Below are 15,873 nucleotides of genomic sequence, written 5' to 3' on the forward strand. Positions count from 1 at the left end.
CTCCAACGTCACCAACGCGACCCGAGACTTGATGCGGTGTCGGACTGCGTTCGCGCCGCGCTCGACTAGGCCCTGGCCCGGTTAAAGCCGGGAATATGAGGGCGAGTCACTATTGGTAACCTAAGCCAGGTTACTTCTCGTAACCTAAGTTACTTTAAATAACCTCCGAGAGGTGCGCGGCATTATCTTTTGTAACCCCGCGCCTACCTAAGGAGGCGCTTACGCCTCGCCTTCGTCACCCTCATCCTGCGGCCCGACCGCATCGTCGCCATCGCGGCGGTCGATCATCTCCTCGATCACGGCCTCTTCCGCGAGGTTCTCGGGCGCTTCTTCCTCGTCGATGCGCACGGCCGAGACGACATGCTCGTCCTTGCCGACATCGAACAGGCGCACGCCCGCGCTGTTGCGGCCGATGATGCGCATCGTATCGAGACCGATACGGATAAGCTTGGCCTTGTCAGTCACCAGCATCAGCTGATCGGCGCGGGTAGCGGGGAAGCTCGCCACCACCGGGCCGTTACGCTTGATGTTGTCGATGTTCGTGATGCCCATGCCGCCACGGCCCGACTGGCGATATTCGTAGCTTGAGCTGATCTTGCCATAGCCATTGGCGCAGACGGTGAGGATGAACTGTTCGTCCGCCGCCATCGCCTCATGCTCGGGCGAAAGCGGGGCCGCGTCTTCGTCAGCCTTCCACGGTGCCACGCGCAGGTAAGCGTCGCGCTCCTCAGGCGTGGCCGAGCCAGCCCCAAGGATCGACAGCGAGACGACCTCGTCGCCTGCCTCCTTGAACTTCATGCCGCGCACACCGGTTGAGGTGCGGGACACGAACTCGCGCACGTCTTCGCCCGAAAAGCGGATCGCCTTGCCCATCCTGGTGGACAGCATCACGTCGTCGCCGGGATTGAGCAGTTGCACGCCGATCAGGCGGTCTGCGCTGCCTTCTTCGAACTTCATCGCGAACTTGCCGTTCGAGGGGATGTTGGTGAAGGCATCCATCGAATTGCGGCGCACATTGCCGAGCGCCGTGGCGAAGACCACGTTCAGTGCGCCCCAACTATCCTCGTCTTCGGGCAGCGGGAGCACCTGCGCGATGGTCTCGTCCTTCTCCAGCGGGAGCAGGTTGATGATCGGCCGCCCACGCGTGTTCGCCGCGCCCTCGGGCAGCTTCCACACCTTGATGCGGTAAACCTTGCCGTGGGTGGAGAAGAACAGCACCGGATTGTGCGTCGAGGTGACGAACATAGTCGAAACCGCATCGGCATCCTTCGTGCTCATCCCCGCGCGGCCCTTGCCGCCACGGTTCTGCGCGCGGAAGGTGGAGAGCGGGGTGCGCTTGATGTAGCCATCGAGAGTCACGGTCACGACCATATCGTCGCGTTCGATCAGGTCTTCGTCTTCGAGGCCATCCCAGGCAGGCGCGATCTCGCTCTGGCGCGGAGTGGCGAACTGGTCGCGCACTTCCTGCAATTCGGCGCGCATCACGCCGTAAAGCTTCAACCGGTCGGCGAGGATCGAAAGATAGTATTCGATCTTGTCGGCCAGTTCCTGCAGTTCGCCGCCCAGTTCCTCGCGGCCCAGCGCGGTGAGGCGGTGCAGACGCAGGTCGAGGATCGCCTTCACCTGCCGCTCGGACAGCTGATAGGTGCCGCCGCTTTCGTCTTCGCTCGGGTCGATCGCTTCGACGAGGCGGATATATTGCGCGATGTCGCCAATCGGCCATTGCTTGTTCAGCAGCTTGCCGCGCGCTTCGGCCGGGTTCTTCGAGCCACGGATCATCGCCACCACCTCGTCGAGGTTGGAGACGGCGACCACGAGGCCGAGCAACACGTGCGCCCGGTCACGCGCCTTGTTCAGCTCGAACTTGGTGCGGCGGGTGATCACTTCCTCGCGGAAGGAAATGAACGCCTGGATGAAATCGCGCAGCGTCAGCGTTTCAGGGCGGCCACCACGGATCGCCAGCATGTTGGCCGGGAAGCTCGCCTGCGCGGGGGTGTGCCGCCACAGCTGGTTGAGCACCACTTCGGCCGTGGCATCGCGCTTGAGGTCGATGACCACGCGCACGCCGCCACGGTTGGAGCTTTCGTCACGGATGTCGGCAATGCCTTCGATCCGCTTTTCCTTCGCGGCGTCGGCGATTTTTTCGACCAGACCGGCCTTGCCGACCTGATAGGGAATCGAAGTCAGCACGATCGACTGGCGGTCACCGCGCGAGGTTTCGATCTCGTGGCGGCAGCGCATCAGGATCGAGCCGCGCCCGGTGGTATAGGCCTGCCGCGCGCCCGCCTTGCCGAGAATCAGCGGCGCTGTCGGGAAGTCCGGGCCCGGAATGATTTCGTGCAGCTGATCCGACGTAATGCCCGGATCGTCCATATAGGCAAAGCAGCCGTCGATCACTTCGCCGAGGTTGTGCGGCGGAATGTTGGTCGCCATGCCGACCGCGATGCCGCCCGCACCGTTGATGAGCAGGTTAGGGAACCGCGCCGGGAGCACCGAAGGCTCCTTGCGGCTGCCATCGTAGTTATCGACGAAGTCTACCGTGTCCTTGTCGAGATCGTCGAGCAGCGAATTGGCCACGCGCGCCAGCCGGCTCTCGGTGTAACGCATGGCAGCCGGCGGATCGGGGTCCATCGAGCCGAAGTTGCCCTGACCATCGACCAGCGGAACGCGCAGCGACCACGGCTGCACCATGCGGGCGAGCGCATCGTAAATCGCGCTGTCGCCGTGCGGGTGGTATTTACCCATCACGTCGCCGACAATGTTGGCCGACTTGCGATAGGGCCGCCCGGCGACATAGCCGCCTTCCTGAGCGGCATAGAGAATGCGGCGATGGACGGGCTTCAGGCCGTCGCGCACATCGGGCAGCGCGCGGCTCACGATCACGCTCATCGCGTAATCGAGATAGCTCGTCTTCATTTCATCGACGATGTCGATCCGCTCGAATTCGGGCGGAGACATGGGATTGGGGTTAGGGGTGTCCTCGTCGCTCACTGCGATGGATAATCCGTTGTTGTTCTGGTTGCCAACGGACTAGGCCATGGGGCAGCAAACCGCCAGTTACGGGTGGCCCCAGCGGACGAAAGCACGCGCTTTTTCCACATTTGCGCGCGCCTGTGTCGTCAATATGCTGCAAAGAGCGTTCAAATGCAGTTCACCAGCCCTTGTTTAGGAGCGATTTGCAATCTCGGGCATTCCTATGCACTACGCACAACCGGGAGCGACGATGGCCCCCATGGCCTGTGTTTCGCCACTTCAGGAGAGATTATCAATGATTCACAAGTTCGCCTTTAGCCGCTTCACTTCGCGCGCCGCGATGGCGCTGGCTTTGGCCGGTGGCGCGCTGTTCGCCACTTCGGCGCAGGCGCAAGACTATTCGCGCGGTTTCCGTGAGGCCTATGTTCCGGTTGCCGAGATCACCAGCGGCGAGGAAGCCGACTGGGCTGCTGCACGCGACCAGTTCGACAGCGTGCTTGCCGCGATCGAGAACGATGACGACCGCAACGCAGCCGGCAACATGGCGCTGATGATCGGCAACAACCTCAACGATCCAGTGTGGCAGCGCCGCGGCCTCGAGCTGATGCTCGAAAGCGGCAAGGTCGAGCCGGAGCGCATTGGCCAGTTCCAGTTCTTTGTCGGTAACCTCGCCTATAACGCTAAAGACTATGCCGAGGCGCGCGCGGCGCTGGAGGCCGCACTCGCGGCTGGCTATACCGAGAACGACCCGCAGGGTCTCATCATCGAGACCTATCTGCAGGAAGACAATGTTCCCGGAGCGGTCGCCTACATCGAGAAGCTGCAGCCGGAGTTCGCCGCTGCGGGCCGCACGATCCCGGTCACCTGGATCGAGCGCACACTCGGCGCGGCATACAGCAACGATATGTACGACGAATCGATCGCGCTGGCGAAGGCGCTGGTGAAGGCGGACCCGAGCAGCGCTGGCTGGCTCAAGTCGCTTCAGGTGGTTGGCGCGATCCGTCAGCTTGAACCGCAGGTCGAACTCGATCTGCTGCGTCTGATGCGCGAGACCGATGCGTTGTCGAACCGCGCCGAGTACATTCGCTACATCGAAGCGCTCGATCCGCGCATCATGTCGAACGAGGTGCTTCCGGTGATGGCCGAGGCTGTCGAAGCCGGGCTGATCGACACTGGCGACAATTACTATGTCGAGGTGAAGTCGATTGCCGACTCGCGTGCGGCGACCGATCGCAGCGACCCCGATGGGACCTTCGCCGAAGGCCAGAGCGGCGATGCGCTCGACGCTATGGGTTCGGCCAACGTGCTGTGGTCGCTGGGTGACTATGCAAGGGCCGAGACGCTCTATCAGGCCGCTGCCGACAAGGGCGGCGACTTGAACGAGGCGATGACCCGCAAGGGCATGGCGCAGGTGATGCAGGGCAAGTACGACGAGGGCATTGCGACGCTGGGTCAGGTGACCGGCCCGCGCAAGCCCGTAGCCGACATGTGGGTGCTCTACGCTGAGCAGAAGGCGGGCTAAGCCCCCTTCGAAACCCAGACAGCAAGCGGCGCGGGAGCTTCGGTTCCCGCGCCGTTCTTGTTTGTGCCGCTGTAATCAGACGCTGTAATCAGACGTTGAACTTGAACATCATAACGTCGCCATCCTGCACGACGTAGTCCTTGCCTTCCTGCCGCAGCTTGCCGGCCTCGCGCGCGCCGCTTTCGCCGCCGAGCGTGATGTAGTCGTCAAAAGCAATTGTCTCGGCCCGGATGAACCCGCGTTCGAAATCGGTGTGGATCTCGCCCGCTGCCTGCGGAGCGCGGGCGCCATCATGGAAAGTCCAGGCGCGCGCTTCCTTGGGGCCGACGGTGAAGAAGGTCTTGAGGCCGAGCAGCTCGTATCCGGCGCGGATCACCCGGGCGAGGCCCGATTCCTCCAGCCCCAGTTCGGCGAGAAACTCGGCGCGGTCCTCGGGCTCCATCGCCACGATCTCGCTCTCGATAGCGGCCGAGACGACCACCGCCTGCGCCCCTTCAGCCGAGGCCTTTTCGAACACCTTGGCCGACAGCTCATTGCCGGTCGCGGCATCGCCTTCGCCCACGTTGCACACGTAGAGCACCGGCTTGGCGGTGAGCAGCTGGGCCTGTTCGAACAGGCGCTCTTCGTCGTCGCCATTGGGCTCGGTGAGGCGCGCGGGCTTGCCGTCGCGCAGCAGCTCGAGCGCCTGCCCCAGCACCGAGGCGAGCGCCTTGGCTTCCTTGTCCCCCGCCGTGGCGCGGCGCTTGGCGTTGTCGACCCGCTTTTCTAGGCTTTCGAGGTCAGCGAGCATCAACTCGGTTTCCACGACTTCGGCATCGGCCAGCGGGTCGACCTTGTTGGCGACGTGCTGGATGTCGTCATCCTCGAAGCAGCGCAGCACGTGGACGATGGCATCGACCTCGCGGATATTGCCGAGGAACTGGTTGCCCAGACCTTCGCCCGCGCTGGCACCCTTCACGAGGCCGGCGATGTCGACGAACGAAAGCTGGGTGTGGATGACCTTGGCGCTTTTCGAGATCGCGGCGAGCTTATCGAGCCGCGGGTCGGGCACGGCGACCTGGCCCACGTTCGGCTCGATGGTGCAGAACGGGTAGTTCGCGGCCTGCGCGGCCTGCGTTTCGGTGAGAGCGTTGAACAGGGTCGACTTGCCGACGTTGGGCAGGCCGACGATCCCGCATTTGAAGCCCATGGGGCTGATCCTTCGTATTGTGGCGCCGATTGGCGCGGATGACAGGCCGTGGCCCTTAGCCGCGCATAGGCCGCTTGGCCAGCTTCGGGATGGAGCGGGGCGGGGCATCTTTCATCGATTCTTTCCGCTTTTCGGTTAATAAGCGCGGCCATGATGACCAATCGCCCCTTTGCCGCCCTGACACTCGCGCTGCTGCTTGCTGCTTGCGACAGCCCCGCTGCCGACCACTCTGGCGATGCCGAAACGGCATATTCCGAGCAGCAATACTTCGCCGCGCGCGATGCTGCGCAGCAGGCGCTGCGCGATAACCCCGAGGACGCCGCCGCGCTGGAAATTCTGGCGCGCGCGCAGATTGCGTTGGGGCTGGGCGGTGACGCACTGATTACGCTCGACCGTCTGGCCAACCTCGGGTCAGGCCCGGCAGACGAGACCATGCTGCGGGCAGAAGCGCGGTTGCAGGCGGGCGATACGCGCGAAGCGGTGGCGCTGCTCCGCGATGACCAGAGTGCGGATGCCTGGCGGCTGCGCGCGCTGGCTGCAGGTCAGGACGGCGACGAAGCGCAAATGCTGGCCGACTTTGCCAAGGGCCGCGAGGCCCCGGGCGACAAGTTCAAGCTGATCGTCTCCGAGGCTGCGTGGTATATTTCTCAGGGCAATGCCGAAGCGGCGCGTCCGCGCGTTGCCCAGGTGCAGAGGGAGGCGCCGGAGCGCATCGAGACATTGTTTGTCACCGCCAGGCTTGCACAGCTCGACGAAGACAGCGAACTGGCCTCGCGCGCTTACCTGGGCATTCTCGATATCACCCCGCTTGACCGGCCCGCGCTGCTCGGGGCGATTGTGGAGATGGGCAAGCTTGGCCGCATCGACCTGTTACGTCCGTTGGTCGCACGGGGGCTCGAGGCCTATCCGAACGATGTCGAGTTCATCTACCTCGATGCCCGGGTAAAGGCCGAGGACGGCAAGTGGGAGGCTGTGCGCGACGAGCTTCAAAAGCACGAAAGCGCAATTGCCGGTCATCCCGATGCAAGGGGCCTCTATGGCGAAGCGCTACGGCGGCTTGGTCAGTTCGAACTGGCCCGCGCGCAGCTCGCGCCGGTCTTGCGTCTGACACCTGACGACGAAAGTGTGCGCCGCAGCTACGCCGAGGTGTTGCTCGAGACCGGCGACAAGGCCGAGGCGCGCCGCGTGATCGAGCCCTTGGCGAATGGCCCCGAAGGCACCGAAGAGGATCGCGCACTGCTCGCCAAGACGAGCTGAACCGGTCTTTTCGGTTCCCGTAAAACAACAAAGGCCCGCACTCCTGCACCGCGTCCGTCATCGACGAATCGGGGTGCGGGAGGCGGGCCGATGCCTACCGGAGATCTTGAAGGGCGATCAGGCCCCTTGGGCGCTTAGTTGCCCTTGTTCCGACGGCGACGGGCGAAACCGATGCCGATGGCCGCAGCGCCGAATAGGCCCAGAGCGCCCGGAGCCGGAACCGGGGTGCCGCCCGACGAACCACCCGACGAACCACCAGTGCTGGTGGTGGTCGAACCGCCCGAGGTGCTGCTCGAAGACGAGGAACTGCTGCTCGACGAGCTGCTGTGGCCGCAGCCGTTGTAGTGCTTGTGGCCCCAGCCACCCCAGCCCCAAGTGGCGTGAGCCGGAGCCGAAACGACAAGCGCGCTCAGGGCGAGTGCGACGGCGGAAGCAGTAGTCTTGATCTTCATTGTAATTCCCCCCTTTGGGTTAAAAATCATCTGGTTGAGGGTAACGCAATCACCGTGCCAATCGCAGTTTTCTGCGGCACTCGCTGGTTAACGGCTGTTGACCTACGCTGCAGGTGTAAAAAGTTCCGACGAAGTTTCGCCGGTCAGCCCTGTTGGCGTAGCGCCACATCGTTCATGAAGCGTGCATCGTCGCCCGCCGCGAGCCATTCGGCCTCGGCCGCGACCGCTCCGAGCATGTCAGCCAGCCCGTCCTGTTCGGCCTTGGCATAGTTACCCAGAACATAGCCATGAACGCGGTCCTTATGGCCGGGATGGCCGATCCCGAGCCGCACCCGGCGAAACTCCGCCCCGCAATGCTGGTCGATCGAACGCAACCCGTTGTGCCCGGCATGACCGCCGCCGTGTTTCACCTTGACCTTGAACGGGGCCAGGTCCAGCTCGTCATGCCAGACGGTGAGCTGCTCGGGCGCGAGCTTGTAGAAGCGCATGGCCTCGCCGACCGAGCGACCGCTTTCATTCATGAAGGTAGCGGGTTTGAGCAGCAGGATCTTCTCGCGCCCGATCCTTCCTTCCTGCAACCAGCCAGAGAACTTCTTCTGCACCGGGCCGAAGCCGTGCATGTCGGCAATGACGTCCACCGCCATGAAGCCGACGTTATGCCGGTTCATCGCATATTGCGGACCGGGATTTCCAAGGCCAACCCAAAGCTGCATCGCGCTGCGCCCTTAGTCCAAATGCCCTGAAATGCAAATTGCCGGGCAAAGCAAAACGCCGGACCTCTCGCGAGGCCCGGCGCTTGATGTGTGTCCCGATAAAGGGGCGCAGGATTACTCCTCGCCTTCCTTCTCTTCGCTCTCTTCTTCGCCATCTTCAGAGGCGGCTTCGTTGGTCGCACGCTTGAGGGCCGAGGGGGCCACCACGGTGGCGATGGTGAAGTCACGATCGGTGATCGCGCTTTCAGCGCCTTCGGGCAGCTTCACATGGCTGATGTGGATCGAATCGCCGACTTCGAGGCCAGTCACATCGATCTCGATCTCGGACGGGATCTTGCTGGCTTCGCACAGCAGCTGCAGTTCGTGGCGCACCATGTTGAGCACGGCGCCCTTCTTCAGGCCGGGGCTGGCTTCCTCGTTGATGAAGACCACCGGAATCGCGACTTCGATCTTTGCGTCCTTGGCAAGACGCAGGAAGTCGGCGTGGAGCGGACGGTCGCTGACCGGATGCAGCGCCACGTCCTTGGGCAGCGTGCGGACGGTCTTGCCGTCAACCTCGAGCATCACGATCGAGTTCATGAAGTGGCCCGTGCCAAGCTGGCGCGAGAGCAACTTTTCCTCGATGTGGATCGGAGTGGGTTCTTCGTTGCCGCCATAGATGACGGCGGGTACACGGCCTTCGCGACGCAGCGCACGGGAGGCTCCCTTGCCAGCCCGTTCGCGCAGCTCGGCCGGCAGGTTCAGAGCGTCGCTCATGAGGAATGCCTTTCGGTTGCGTTGAGTTATCTTCCCGCCACGCCTCCAGGGATGACCATGGCCGGAAGTGCGCGCCTATAGCCAGATCGGGCGCAAATGCAACTACTGGATGCGACGGACACGCATTCCGCGCGCCTCCAGCAACGTCGGCAAACCCTGTTCGCCCAGCATATGCGCCGCGCCGACCGCGACGAGGGGTTTGCGCCCAGCCTCGATCAAAGGTGCGATCTGTTCGGCCCATGCCCGGTTGCGCTGTTCCAGCAGAGCCGCGCGCAGGCCCGGTTCGGCCAGCATCCCGGTCATGGCAAGATGCGTCAGCGCATCGAGATTGCCAGTGAGCCAAGCCGCGCGCATCGCCGCTTCGTCTTCCGCGCTGTCGTCGTCGACCACCGCGCGCAGCAACGCCTTCTGGTCGGCAGGCGAAAGCGCGTCGAAGATGCCGAACTGCGCGGCATAGCTTTCGAGCCCCACCACCGGCTTGCTCCCTGCCATCAGCGCCCGGTCGACGCCGTTTTCGCCGGTATCCTCGGCCGAGGCGCTGGCGATCTGGAGCGCGGCGGCCCAGTCCTCGATGTCTGATGGAAGGATGTCTTTGTTGTCGCCGATCTTCGCATCGAGCCGCTCGTTGAACGCCCGGTCCTGCCGGGCGCGGAACGGGCCGAGGCCGCGGGTATAGGCAAGCTTGCCGAAAGCCTCCGCCGCCGCCTTGGCATCGCCGAGGTCGGCAATTTCGACCACCAGCAGGTCTGCCTCGTCGAAAGCGCTATCGAGCGCGGTGCTGTGCCAGCGGGCGCCATCGGGCAGGGCGTGGATGGTGCCGAACAGCCAGGCCTTCTGGCCGCCGTCTGCGGTCACTTCCCATAAGGCGGGGGCAGGGGCGCCCGGAGCGATCTGCTTGGGGTCGGTGTCCAGCAGGTCGCACGCGGCCAGCCCGAAGGCCAGCAACAGGGCGGCAAACAAGGCGCGGATCAATGGACCCGCTCGACCTTGTATCCGCGCTTGGCCAACTGGTCCTGCACGCTGCCGTCGCCTGCCAGATGGCCTGCGCCCACGGCGATGAACACGGTGCCCGGCTCGGCCAGACGGTGCTCGATCCACCCGGCCCAGTTGGCATTCCGGTCGATCAACAGCCGCTGGTAAAGTGCCGGATCTTCGAGCCCCTCGTTCATCTTGGCGGCAAGGCCCACAGCATCGCCGACCACCCACAGGTCGATCAGCTCGCGCAACGACTTTGCGGCCTCGGGCACGGCCTCGACGGTCGCGTCGAGGAAGGTCAGCTGAGCGGAGATCGGCATATCGTCGAACAGCGCGACCTGCTCCTCGAGCGTTTCGAGCGCATCCTTGCGCTTGCTCGCGCCCGCGCGGGTGAGCGCCATGTCGACGCCGGCGGCCGGGTCGATCCCCGCCTGCATCAGCGGCAGGACCGAGAGGTTCATGGCCGCATACCACGGCTCGACCGGATCGAGCGCGCCCGGCGGCAAGCCGAGGTCGATCATGGCCTGCTCGTATTCCTTGCGGTCCTCGGGCGTCATCATCTCGCGCAGGTTCTGCCCGTCAGCCAGCATGGCCGACCCGGTGAGCGCCTGGGTGAGGGCGAGCTGGTCGTCCATGGCGATTTCGGTGACGAGTTCGTCGGACTCTTCGAAAGCGGCGGCGATATGCCCGTCATACCAATTCACATCGCTGGGCAGGGCGTGGACCGTGCCGAACAGATAGATCGTGGTGTCCTCGTCGGCGAGCTTCCACAACGCAGGGCCGTGATTGGCGGGCGCGGCGGCGACCTGCGGATCGGCATCCGCCGACGCGCAGCCGCCCGTGAACATGAGGGCGAGGGTGCCAGCGGCGCGGGCGAGGGACTTGAGGAGCTGCATGGGGCGGTTAATCCAGACTGACCCGAGCGAGATAGGGGGTTAGGAGCTGGGTTTCCAGTGGGTTGGCTTGGGAGTTGCGGATCAGGTTTGTGCGTGGTCAAATATATCTTTAGTTAGCATGGTGAACAGGCGCGAAGCACGGATAGCTTCCGGGCGCAGCTAATTTGCGGCGTCAACGGGCCGCATATTTGCGGCAATTAGAAGCACCTATGGAAAGATCTGAACGAGTTTGAGTTTCGTCCCAACCGCTGGGATCGTCCGCAGACGACGCTTGCTATATTAATGGTGAGTAGGGCGGACCATTGCTTTCAGACGGCGTCCAAGCGGCTAGAGGGTTTGGTTACTCGTAAGTTCTTTAGCCCGTTCTTTTGCCTCTTTCACGTGGCCAGCACGTAACAAAGGCTCAAGCGAACTGAAAAATTCATCAAGCCTTTCCAAGGCCTTTTGCTCATCTTCGGGCAATTCAGGAACCATGAAGCCATTCTTGCTGAATGTAATCAGCGCGGCTTCTCCTTTAAGAAGAACCCTCTTTCTGGCCCTCGATGCACTATTCCAAGACGTTCTGGCGTGGATTCTAGCTAAAACATGATCTGCGGCGACTAATAATGCCCAGCCGGGCGGCTCACCCTTCGTATTTTGCGCGGGATTGCGAAGGTTGAACCGCCAGAAAAAATGGTTCTGCAGAAATGGGTTAACAAATGGCCAGACTATAGCTCCAGACACCAATGACAGCCCTAGCCAAACGAGTACCGGCTCAAAAGGATCTGGCACCACACTCGGTCCAAATGTACTTAAAAGGCCGCCTCCGACGGCGACGCATAGCCGCTGAAACGGCTGTTCGGCGATCTTTCCCATGCACCGCTTATATCACTGCACTTCATGTTTCGTGAGCGGCCGGCGTCTATCTCTGTGGATACTTATTGTAAGGAGATATCTTGCTGAGTAATGGCCACGCGGTGTCAGACGGTCTCACCTCACTCTATCCGCTCCGCCCGCAACCCCCGCGCCTCAAGCATAGCCAGCACCGAGCGCGGCCCGTCGAAATGCCCTGCTCCCACCGCCACCAGTACGGTGCCCGGCTGCTCCAGCCGCGCGTCGAGCCATCCGGCCCAGGCGCGATTTCGGCCAGCTAGCAACACATTGTCGAACGCCGCCGCCAGCTTGCCGTGACCGAGCCCGAGGTCAAACTCCTCCCCGACCACGCCGCGCGCCCAGTCGTGTTCGATCTGCCAGGTCTCGGGCTCGTAGAGGAAGGCCCCAGCGCCATGATAGCCTGAAGGCGACTTGCCGCCCCAATGCGCAAGGTCGGCCTCCAGCTCGCCGATCAGCGCGCGTTCGTCGATCCGCATCAGGCTGAGCAGCACCGCGCCGTGGTCCTCGATCGAGCCTACCGGCTTGCCCGCCGCCGCGAACTCGGCTTCGAGCACGCTCTCCACGCCCAATTCCGGCCGTGACAGGCTCGGCTGGCCCACGCTCGTATAGCCGAGGCCCATTGCCATCAGGGGCAGGGGCAGAACGTCGACCTCGTCGAACAATGCGCCGGAGCTCTCGATCAGGCTGCGCCACTTGCCGCGCACCGCGGGCGAAAGCTGCTGCGAGGTCGGCACGCGCGATGCTCCGATGGCGTCATACTTGCTCTCGTGCGCGGCGAGGCTTGCTGCGGCATCCTCGGTGCTGCTTTCGAGCACCAGTTCGTCGGCCTCCTCGACGATGGCGTCGAACAGCGGACTGCGCCAGCGGAAGCCCGGCGGCAGCAGGTGGATCGTGCCAAACAGGTAGATCGTGGTGTCCTCGTCAGACAGGCGCCAGATTGCAGGTGACGGCTCGTAGTCCTGCGGCACGGCGACGGGCGGTTGTGCGCGCAGCGGGCTTGCCGCCAGCGCTCCGCAGAGCAGCAGCAGGGCGCTCAGTCGGGCCAGCAGGGAAAGTGCGCGCGGCATGGATATGCGAGGGAACTGCAACAGTCCCGGCCTGTCAAGCGCAAGCGCGGTGGTGGCCCATTGACGCCCCCGCGCGCTTGAGCCATGCGCCGCTGCCATGATGGCCGAGACCGCGCGCAACCCGCAAACCAGCTTTCAGGACATGATCCTGACGCTGCACGACTTCTGGAGCCGTAATGGCTGCCTGATCCTCCAGCCTTATGATATGCGTATGGGCGCGGGCACGTTCAATCCCGCCACCACCCTGCGCGCGCTCGGGCCGGAGCCGTGGAACGCCGCCTATGTCCAGCCGTGCCGCCGCCCGACCGACGGCCGCTATGGCGAGAACCCGAACCGGCTTCAGCACTACTATCAGTATCAGGTGATCCTGAAACCGAGCCCGCCGAATATTCAGGAGCTTTATCTCGAAAGCCTGAAACTGATCGGGATCGACCCGCTGGCGCACGATATCCGCTTCGTGGAAGACGACTGGGAATCGCCGACGCTCGGTGCCTGGGGGCTGGGCTGGGAAGTCTGGTGCGACGGCATGGAGGTCACCCAGTTCACCTATTTCCAGCAGATGGGCGGGTTCGACTGCAAGCCGGTAGCGGGCGAACTGACCTACGGGCTTGAGCGGCTGGCGATGTATATTCAGGGCGTCGACAACGTTTACGATCTGAACTTCGACGGGCGCGGCGTTTTTTATGGCGACGTGTTTCTCGAAAACGAGAAGCAGATGTCGAAGTGGAACTTCGAGGTCGCCGAGACCGAGGCTTTGTTCGACCTGTTCGAGAAGGCCGAGGCCGAGTGCAAGCTGAGCCTTGAAAACAACGTCCCCATCGCGGCTTACGAGCAGGCGATCGAGGCGAGCCACGTGTTCAACCTGTTGCAGGCGCGCGGTGTGATCTCGGTGCAGGAACGCGCCAGCTACATGAGCCGCGTGCGCGATCTAGCGCGCGGCAGTTGCGAAAAATATGCCGAGAAACTGATGCCCGAATGGCAGGCAAAATATCCGGAGTGGAGCCTGTGAGCGATTTCCTTCTCGAACTGCGCTGCGAGGAAATTCCCGCCCGGATGCAAGCTGGCGCGCGCGCTGAACTGCAAAAACTGTTCGCCCGCGAGATGGACGCCGCCGGTGTGTCGGTGGGCGAGGTGCAGGTCTTCTCGACCCCGCGCCGCCTAGCATTGATCGCCAAGGGCCTGCCGCAGGCGACTGAGGCGGTGCGCGAGGAGGCCAAGGGGCCGCCGGTCGGCGCGCCCGATGCCGCTGTCGACGGGTTCTGCAACAAGAATGGCGTCACCCGCGACCAGCTCGAAGAGCGCGACGTCAAGGGCCGTGCCACGTGGTTCGCCGTGATCGAGAAGCCGGGCCGTGCGACCAGCGAAGTGCTGGCGGCTGCGATCCCGGCGATTATCCGCGATTTCTCGTGGCCAAAGTCGATGCGCTGGGGCGCTGCCTCGCTTTCGACCGAAAGTTTGCGCTGGGTGCGCCCGTTGTCGGGCATCGTGGCGCTGCTGGGTGACGAACTGGTCGCCTGCGAAGTGGGCGGCATCGCCTCGGGTCATGTGACGCGCGGACACCGGTTCCACGCTTCGGGTGACATCGCGATTGCCAACGCGGGCGACTATGCCGCGAAGTTGCGCGCTGCCCATGTGATCGTCGACCACGAGGAACGGCAGGACATTATTCGCGAGGGTGCCGCCAAGGCTGCTGCCGAGGCGGGCCTGACGCTGGTCGCCGACGAGGGGCTGGTTGTCGAGAACGCTGGCCTCACCGAATGGCCGGTGCCGCTGCTGGGCCGCTTCGACGAGGCGTTTCTCGATGTGCCGCCCGAGGTGATCCAGCTGACGGCGCGGGTGAACCAGAAGTACTTTGTCTGCGAGGATGCGGGCGGCAAGCTTGCCAATGCCTTCGTTTGCACCGCCAATATCGTGGCCTCCGACGGCGGCGCGGCAATTGTCGACGGCAACCGGAAGGTGCTGGCGGCGCGGCTGAGCGATGCGCGGTTCTTCTGGGAACTTGATCAGAAGACCAAGCTGCGCGAACAGGCGAAGAAGCTGGAACGGATCACGTTCCATGAGAAGCTCGGCACCGTTGCCGACAAGGTCGACCGGGTGGCGAAGCTGGCTGCGTGGCTTGTGTCCGATGCGCGTGCGCCCAATGGCGACCACAACCTCGCGCGGCAGGCTGCCGAGCTATGCAAGTCTGACCTCGTCACCGAAATGGTAGGCGAATTCCCCGAACTGCAAGGCCTGATGGGCGGCTACTACGCGGAAAAGGAAGGTCTGCCGCAGGAAGTGGCCGAGGCAATTCGCGATCATTACAAGCCGGTCGGACAGGACGACGAGGTGCCGACCGCACCGCTCACCGTCGCGGTGAGCCTTGCCGACAAGCTCGACAACCTGTTCAGCTTTTTCAACATCGATATTGTGCCGACCGGATCGAAAGATCCCTTCGCGTTGCGTCGTGCAGCCCTGGGCTATTTGCGGCTTGTGCAGGCCAACGGACTTGAGTTGTCGCTGGAGCAGGCAGCGCAAGCCTGGGGTGGCCTTGGCCGGGCGAAGCTCGGCACCCGTGTTTCGGAGTTCCTGTCTGACCGCCTTGCCGTGCAGTTACGCGACGAAGGCGTGCGCCACGACTACATCTCAGCCTCGCGCGAATGGAAAGGCCAGCCTGACAGCCGCACCGACCGGATCGAAGCGCGCGCGCGTGCGCTGACATCGTTCCTCGAAACCGAAGACGGCACCAACCTGCTCGCCGGCTACAAGCGCGCGGCCAACATCCTCAAGAAAGAGGACTGGGACGCAACCGCCCCGCAGGCGACCGGCGACGAAGACCCGCTCGAAAATGTCGACGATCCGCAGATGCGCGAAATCTACGCCGAGCAGGCCAAGGCGACGCTCGCCTACGAACCCGAGCCAGCCGAAGCCGCGCTGATCGCAGCGCTCGCCGAAGCCGAACCGCGCGCCGCCATGGCAGTCGCCAACGAGGACTTCGCCGTCGCCATGGCCGCGCTCGCCTCCTTGCGCGCACCGATCGACGCATTCTTTGACAATGTCACCGTAAACGACCCGGATCAGGACAAGCGCAAGGCGCGCCTTGACCTGCTTGCGCAATTCCGTGTTGCGGTGCACAAAGTTGCGGATTTCTCGAAGATCGAGGGCTGATCACACGGCCACTCGGCCAATTCGCAGACATAAACAGAAACAAGAAGCAGGAT

General features: G+C 63.5%; 13 protein-coding genes. 4 read left to right on the plus strand and 9 right to left on the minus strand.

Annotation, left to right across the window (positions count from 1 at the left end):
• Positions 1 to 219: 219 nt before the first annotated feature.
• Entirely contained in the window at positions 220 to 2,958 is a 2,739-nt protein-coding gene (gene gyrA / locus ABDJ38_RS08125) for a DNA gyrase subunit A (protein WP_346784765.1), read from the minus strand.
• A 310-nt stretch (positions 2,959 to 3,268) separates the two neighbouring features.
• Here gyrA and ABDJ38_RS08130 point away from each other — a divergent pair, with 310 nt between their 5' ends.
• Positions 3,269 to 4,495, plus strand: a complete 1,227-nt coding sequence (locus tag ABDJ38_RS08130; protein WP_346784586.1) for a tetratricopeptide repeat protein — start codon at positions 3,269 to 3,271, stop codon at positions 4,493 to 4,495.
• Positions 4,496 to 4,583: 88 nt separating this feature from the next.
• On the opposite strand, the gene ychF is transcribed toward ABDJ38_RS08130, so the two are convergent.
• On the minus strand, positions 4,584 to 5,684 hold the full coding sequence (ychF, locus tag ABDJ38_RS08135; RefSeq protein WP_346784587.1) for a redox-regulated ATPase YchF: 1,101 nt from the start codon (positions 5,682 to 5,684) through the stop codon (positions 4,584 to 4,586).
• 150 nt (positions 5,685 to 5,834) lie between these two features.
• On the opposite strand from ychF, the gene ABDJ38_RS08140 reads away from it, so the two are divergent.
• Positions 5,835 to 6,941 carry a tetratricopeptide repeat protein gene (locus tag ABDJ38_RS08140; RefSeq protein ID WP_346784588.1) on the plus strand — a complete coding sequence of 369 codons (1,107 nt, stop codon included), beginning with the start codon at positions 5,835 to 5,837 and terminating at the stop codon, positions 6,939 to 6,941.
• 134 nt (positions 6,942 to 7,075) lie between these two features.
• Here the strand turns inward: ABDJ38_RS08140 and ABDJ38_RS08145 are convergent, their stop codons facing one another.
• The 7 genes from ABDJ38_RS08145 to ABDJ38_RS08175 form a co-directional block, all read right to left on the minus strand.
• Positions 7,076 to 7,393, minus strand: coding sequence for a PEP-CTERM sorting domain-containing protein (locus ABDJ38_RS08145; protein ID WP_346784589.1), 318 nt, complete (start codon positions 7,391 to 7,393; stop codon positions 7,076 to 7,078).
• A gap of 143 nt (positions 7,394 to 7,536) precedes the next feature.
• Positions 7,537 to 8,106, minus strand: coding sequence for an aminoacyl-tRNA hydrolase (gene pth, locus ABDJ38_RS08150; protein WP_346784590.1), 570 nt, complete (start codon positions 8,104 to 8,106; stop codon positions 7,537 to 7,539).
• A 114-nt stretch (positions 8,107 to 8,220) separates the two neighbouring features.
• Positions 8,221 to 8,862, minus strand: a complete 642-nt coding sequence (locus tag ABDJ38_RS08155; RefSeq protein WP_346784591.1) for a 50S ribosomal protein L25/general stress protein Ctc — start codon at positions 8,860 to 8,862, stop codon at positions 8,221 to 8,223.
• A 102-nt stretch (positions 8,863 to 8,964) separates the two neighbouring features.
• Entirely contained in the window at positions 8,965 to 9,834 is an 870-nt protein-coding gene (locus tag ABDJ38_RS08160) for a TraB/GumN family protein (protein ID WP_346784592.1), read from the minus strand.
• Positions 9,831 to 10,733 carry a TraB/GumN family protein gene (locus ABDJ38_RS08165; RefSeq protein WP_346784593.1) on the minus strand — a complete coding sequence of 301 codons (903 nt, stop codon included), beginning with the start codon at positions 10,731 to 10,733 and terminating at the stop codon, positions 9,831 to 9,833. The genes ABDJ38_RS08160 and ABDJ38_RS08165 overlap by 4 nt, the downstream gene beginning before the upstream one ends.
• A 327-nt stretch (positions 10,734 to 11,060) precedes the next feature.
• The gene (locus ABDJ38_RS08170) at positions 11,061 to 11,588 is read right to left on the minus strand and encodes a hypothetical protein (RefSeq protein ID WP_346784594.1); all 528 of its coding nucleotides are present in this window, start codon (positions 11,586 to 11,588) and stop codon (positions 11,061 to 11,063) included.
• Between the two features lie 119 nt (positions 11,589 to 11,707).
• Positions 11,708 to 12,694: a TraB/GumN family protein gene (locus tag ABDJ38_RS08175; RefSeq protein ID WP_346784595.1), complete on the minus strand. Its 987-nt coding sequence runs from the start codon at positions 12,692 to 12,694 to the stop codon at positions 11,708 to 11,710.
• Between the two features lie 79 nt (positions 12,695 to 12,773).
• Between ABDJ38_RS08175 and ABDJ38_RS08180 the strand changes: the two genes are divergently transcribed.
• Together ABDJ38_RS08180 and glyS are read left to right on the plus strand one after the other, a co-directional pair.
• Complete coding sequence (locus ABDJ38_RS08180) at positions 12,774 to 13,682, plus strand: glycine--tRNA ligase subunit alpha (RefSeq protein ID WP_346784766.1); 909 nt, start codon at positions 12,774 to 12,776, stop codon at positions 13,680 to 13,682.
• Positions 13,679 to 15,820 (plus strand): glycine--tRNA ligase subunit beta, encoded by a 2,142-nt coding sequence (gene glyS, locus ABDJ38_RS08185; protein WP_346784596.1) that lies wholly within the window; start codon positions 13,679 to 13,681, stop codon positions 15,818 to 15,820. The genes ABDJ38_RS08180 and glyS overlap by 4 nt, the downstream gene beginning before the upstream one ends.
• Positions 15,821 to 15,873 lie beyond the last annotated feature (53 nt).

This window comes from Aurantiacibacter flavus (genome assembly GCF_039710615.1).
Taxonomy (GTDB): Bacteria; Pseudomonadota; Alphaproteobacteria; order Sphingomonadales; family Sphingomonadaceae; genus Alteraurantiacibacter; species Alteraurantiacibacter flavus.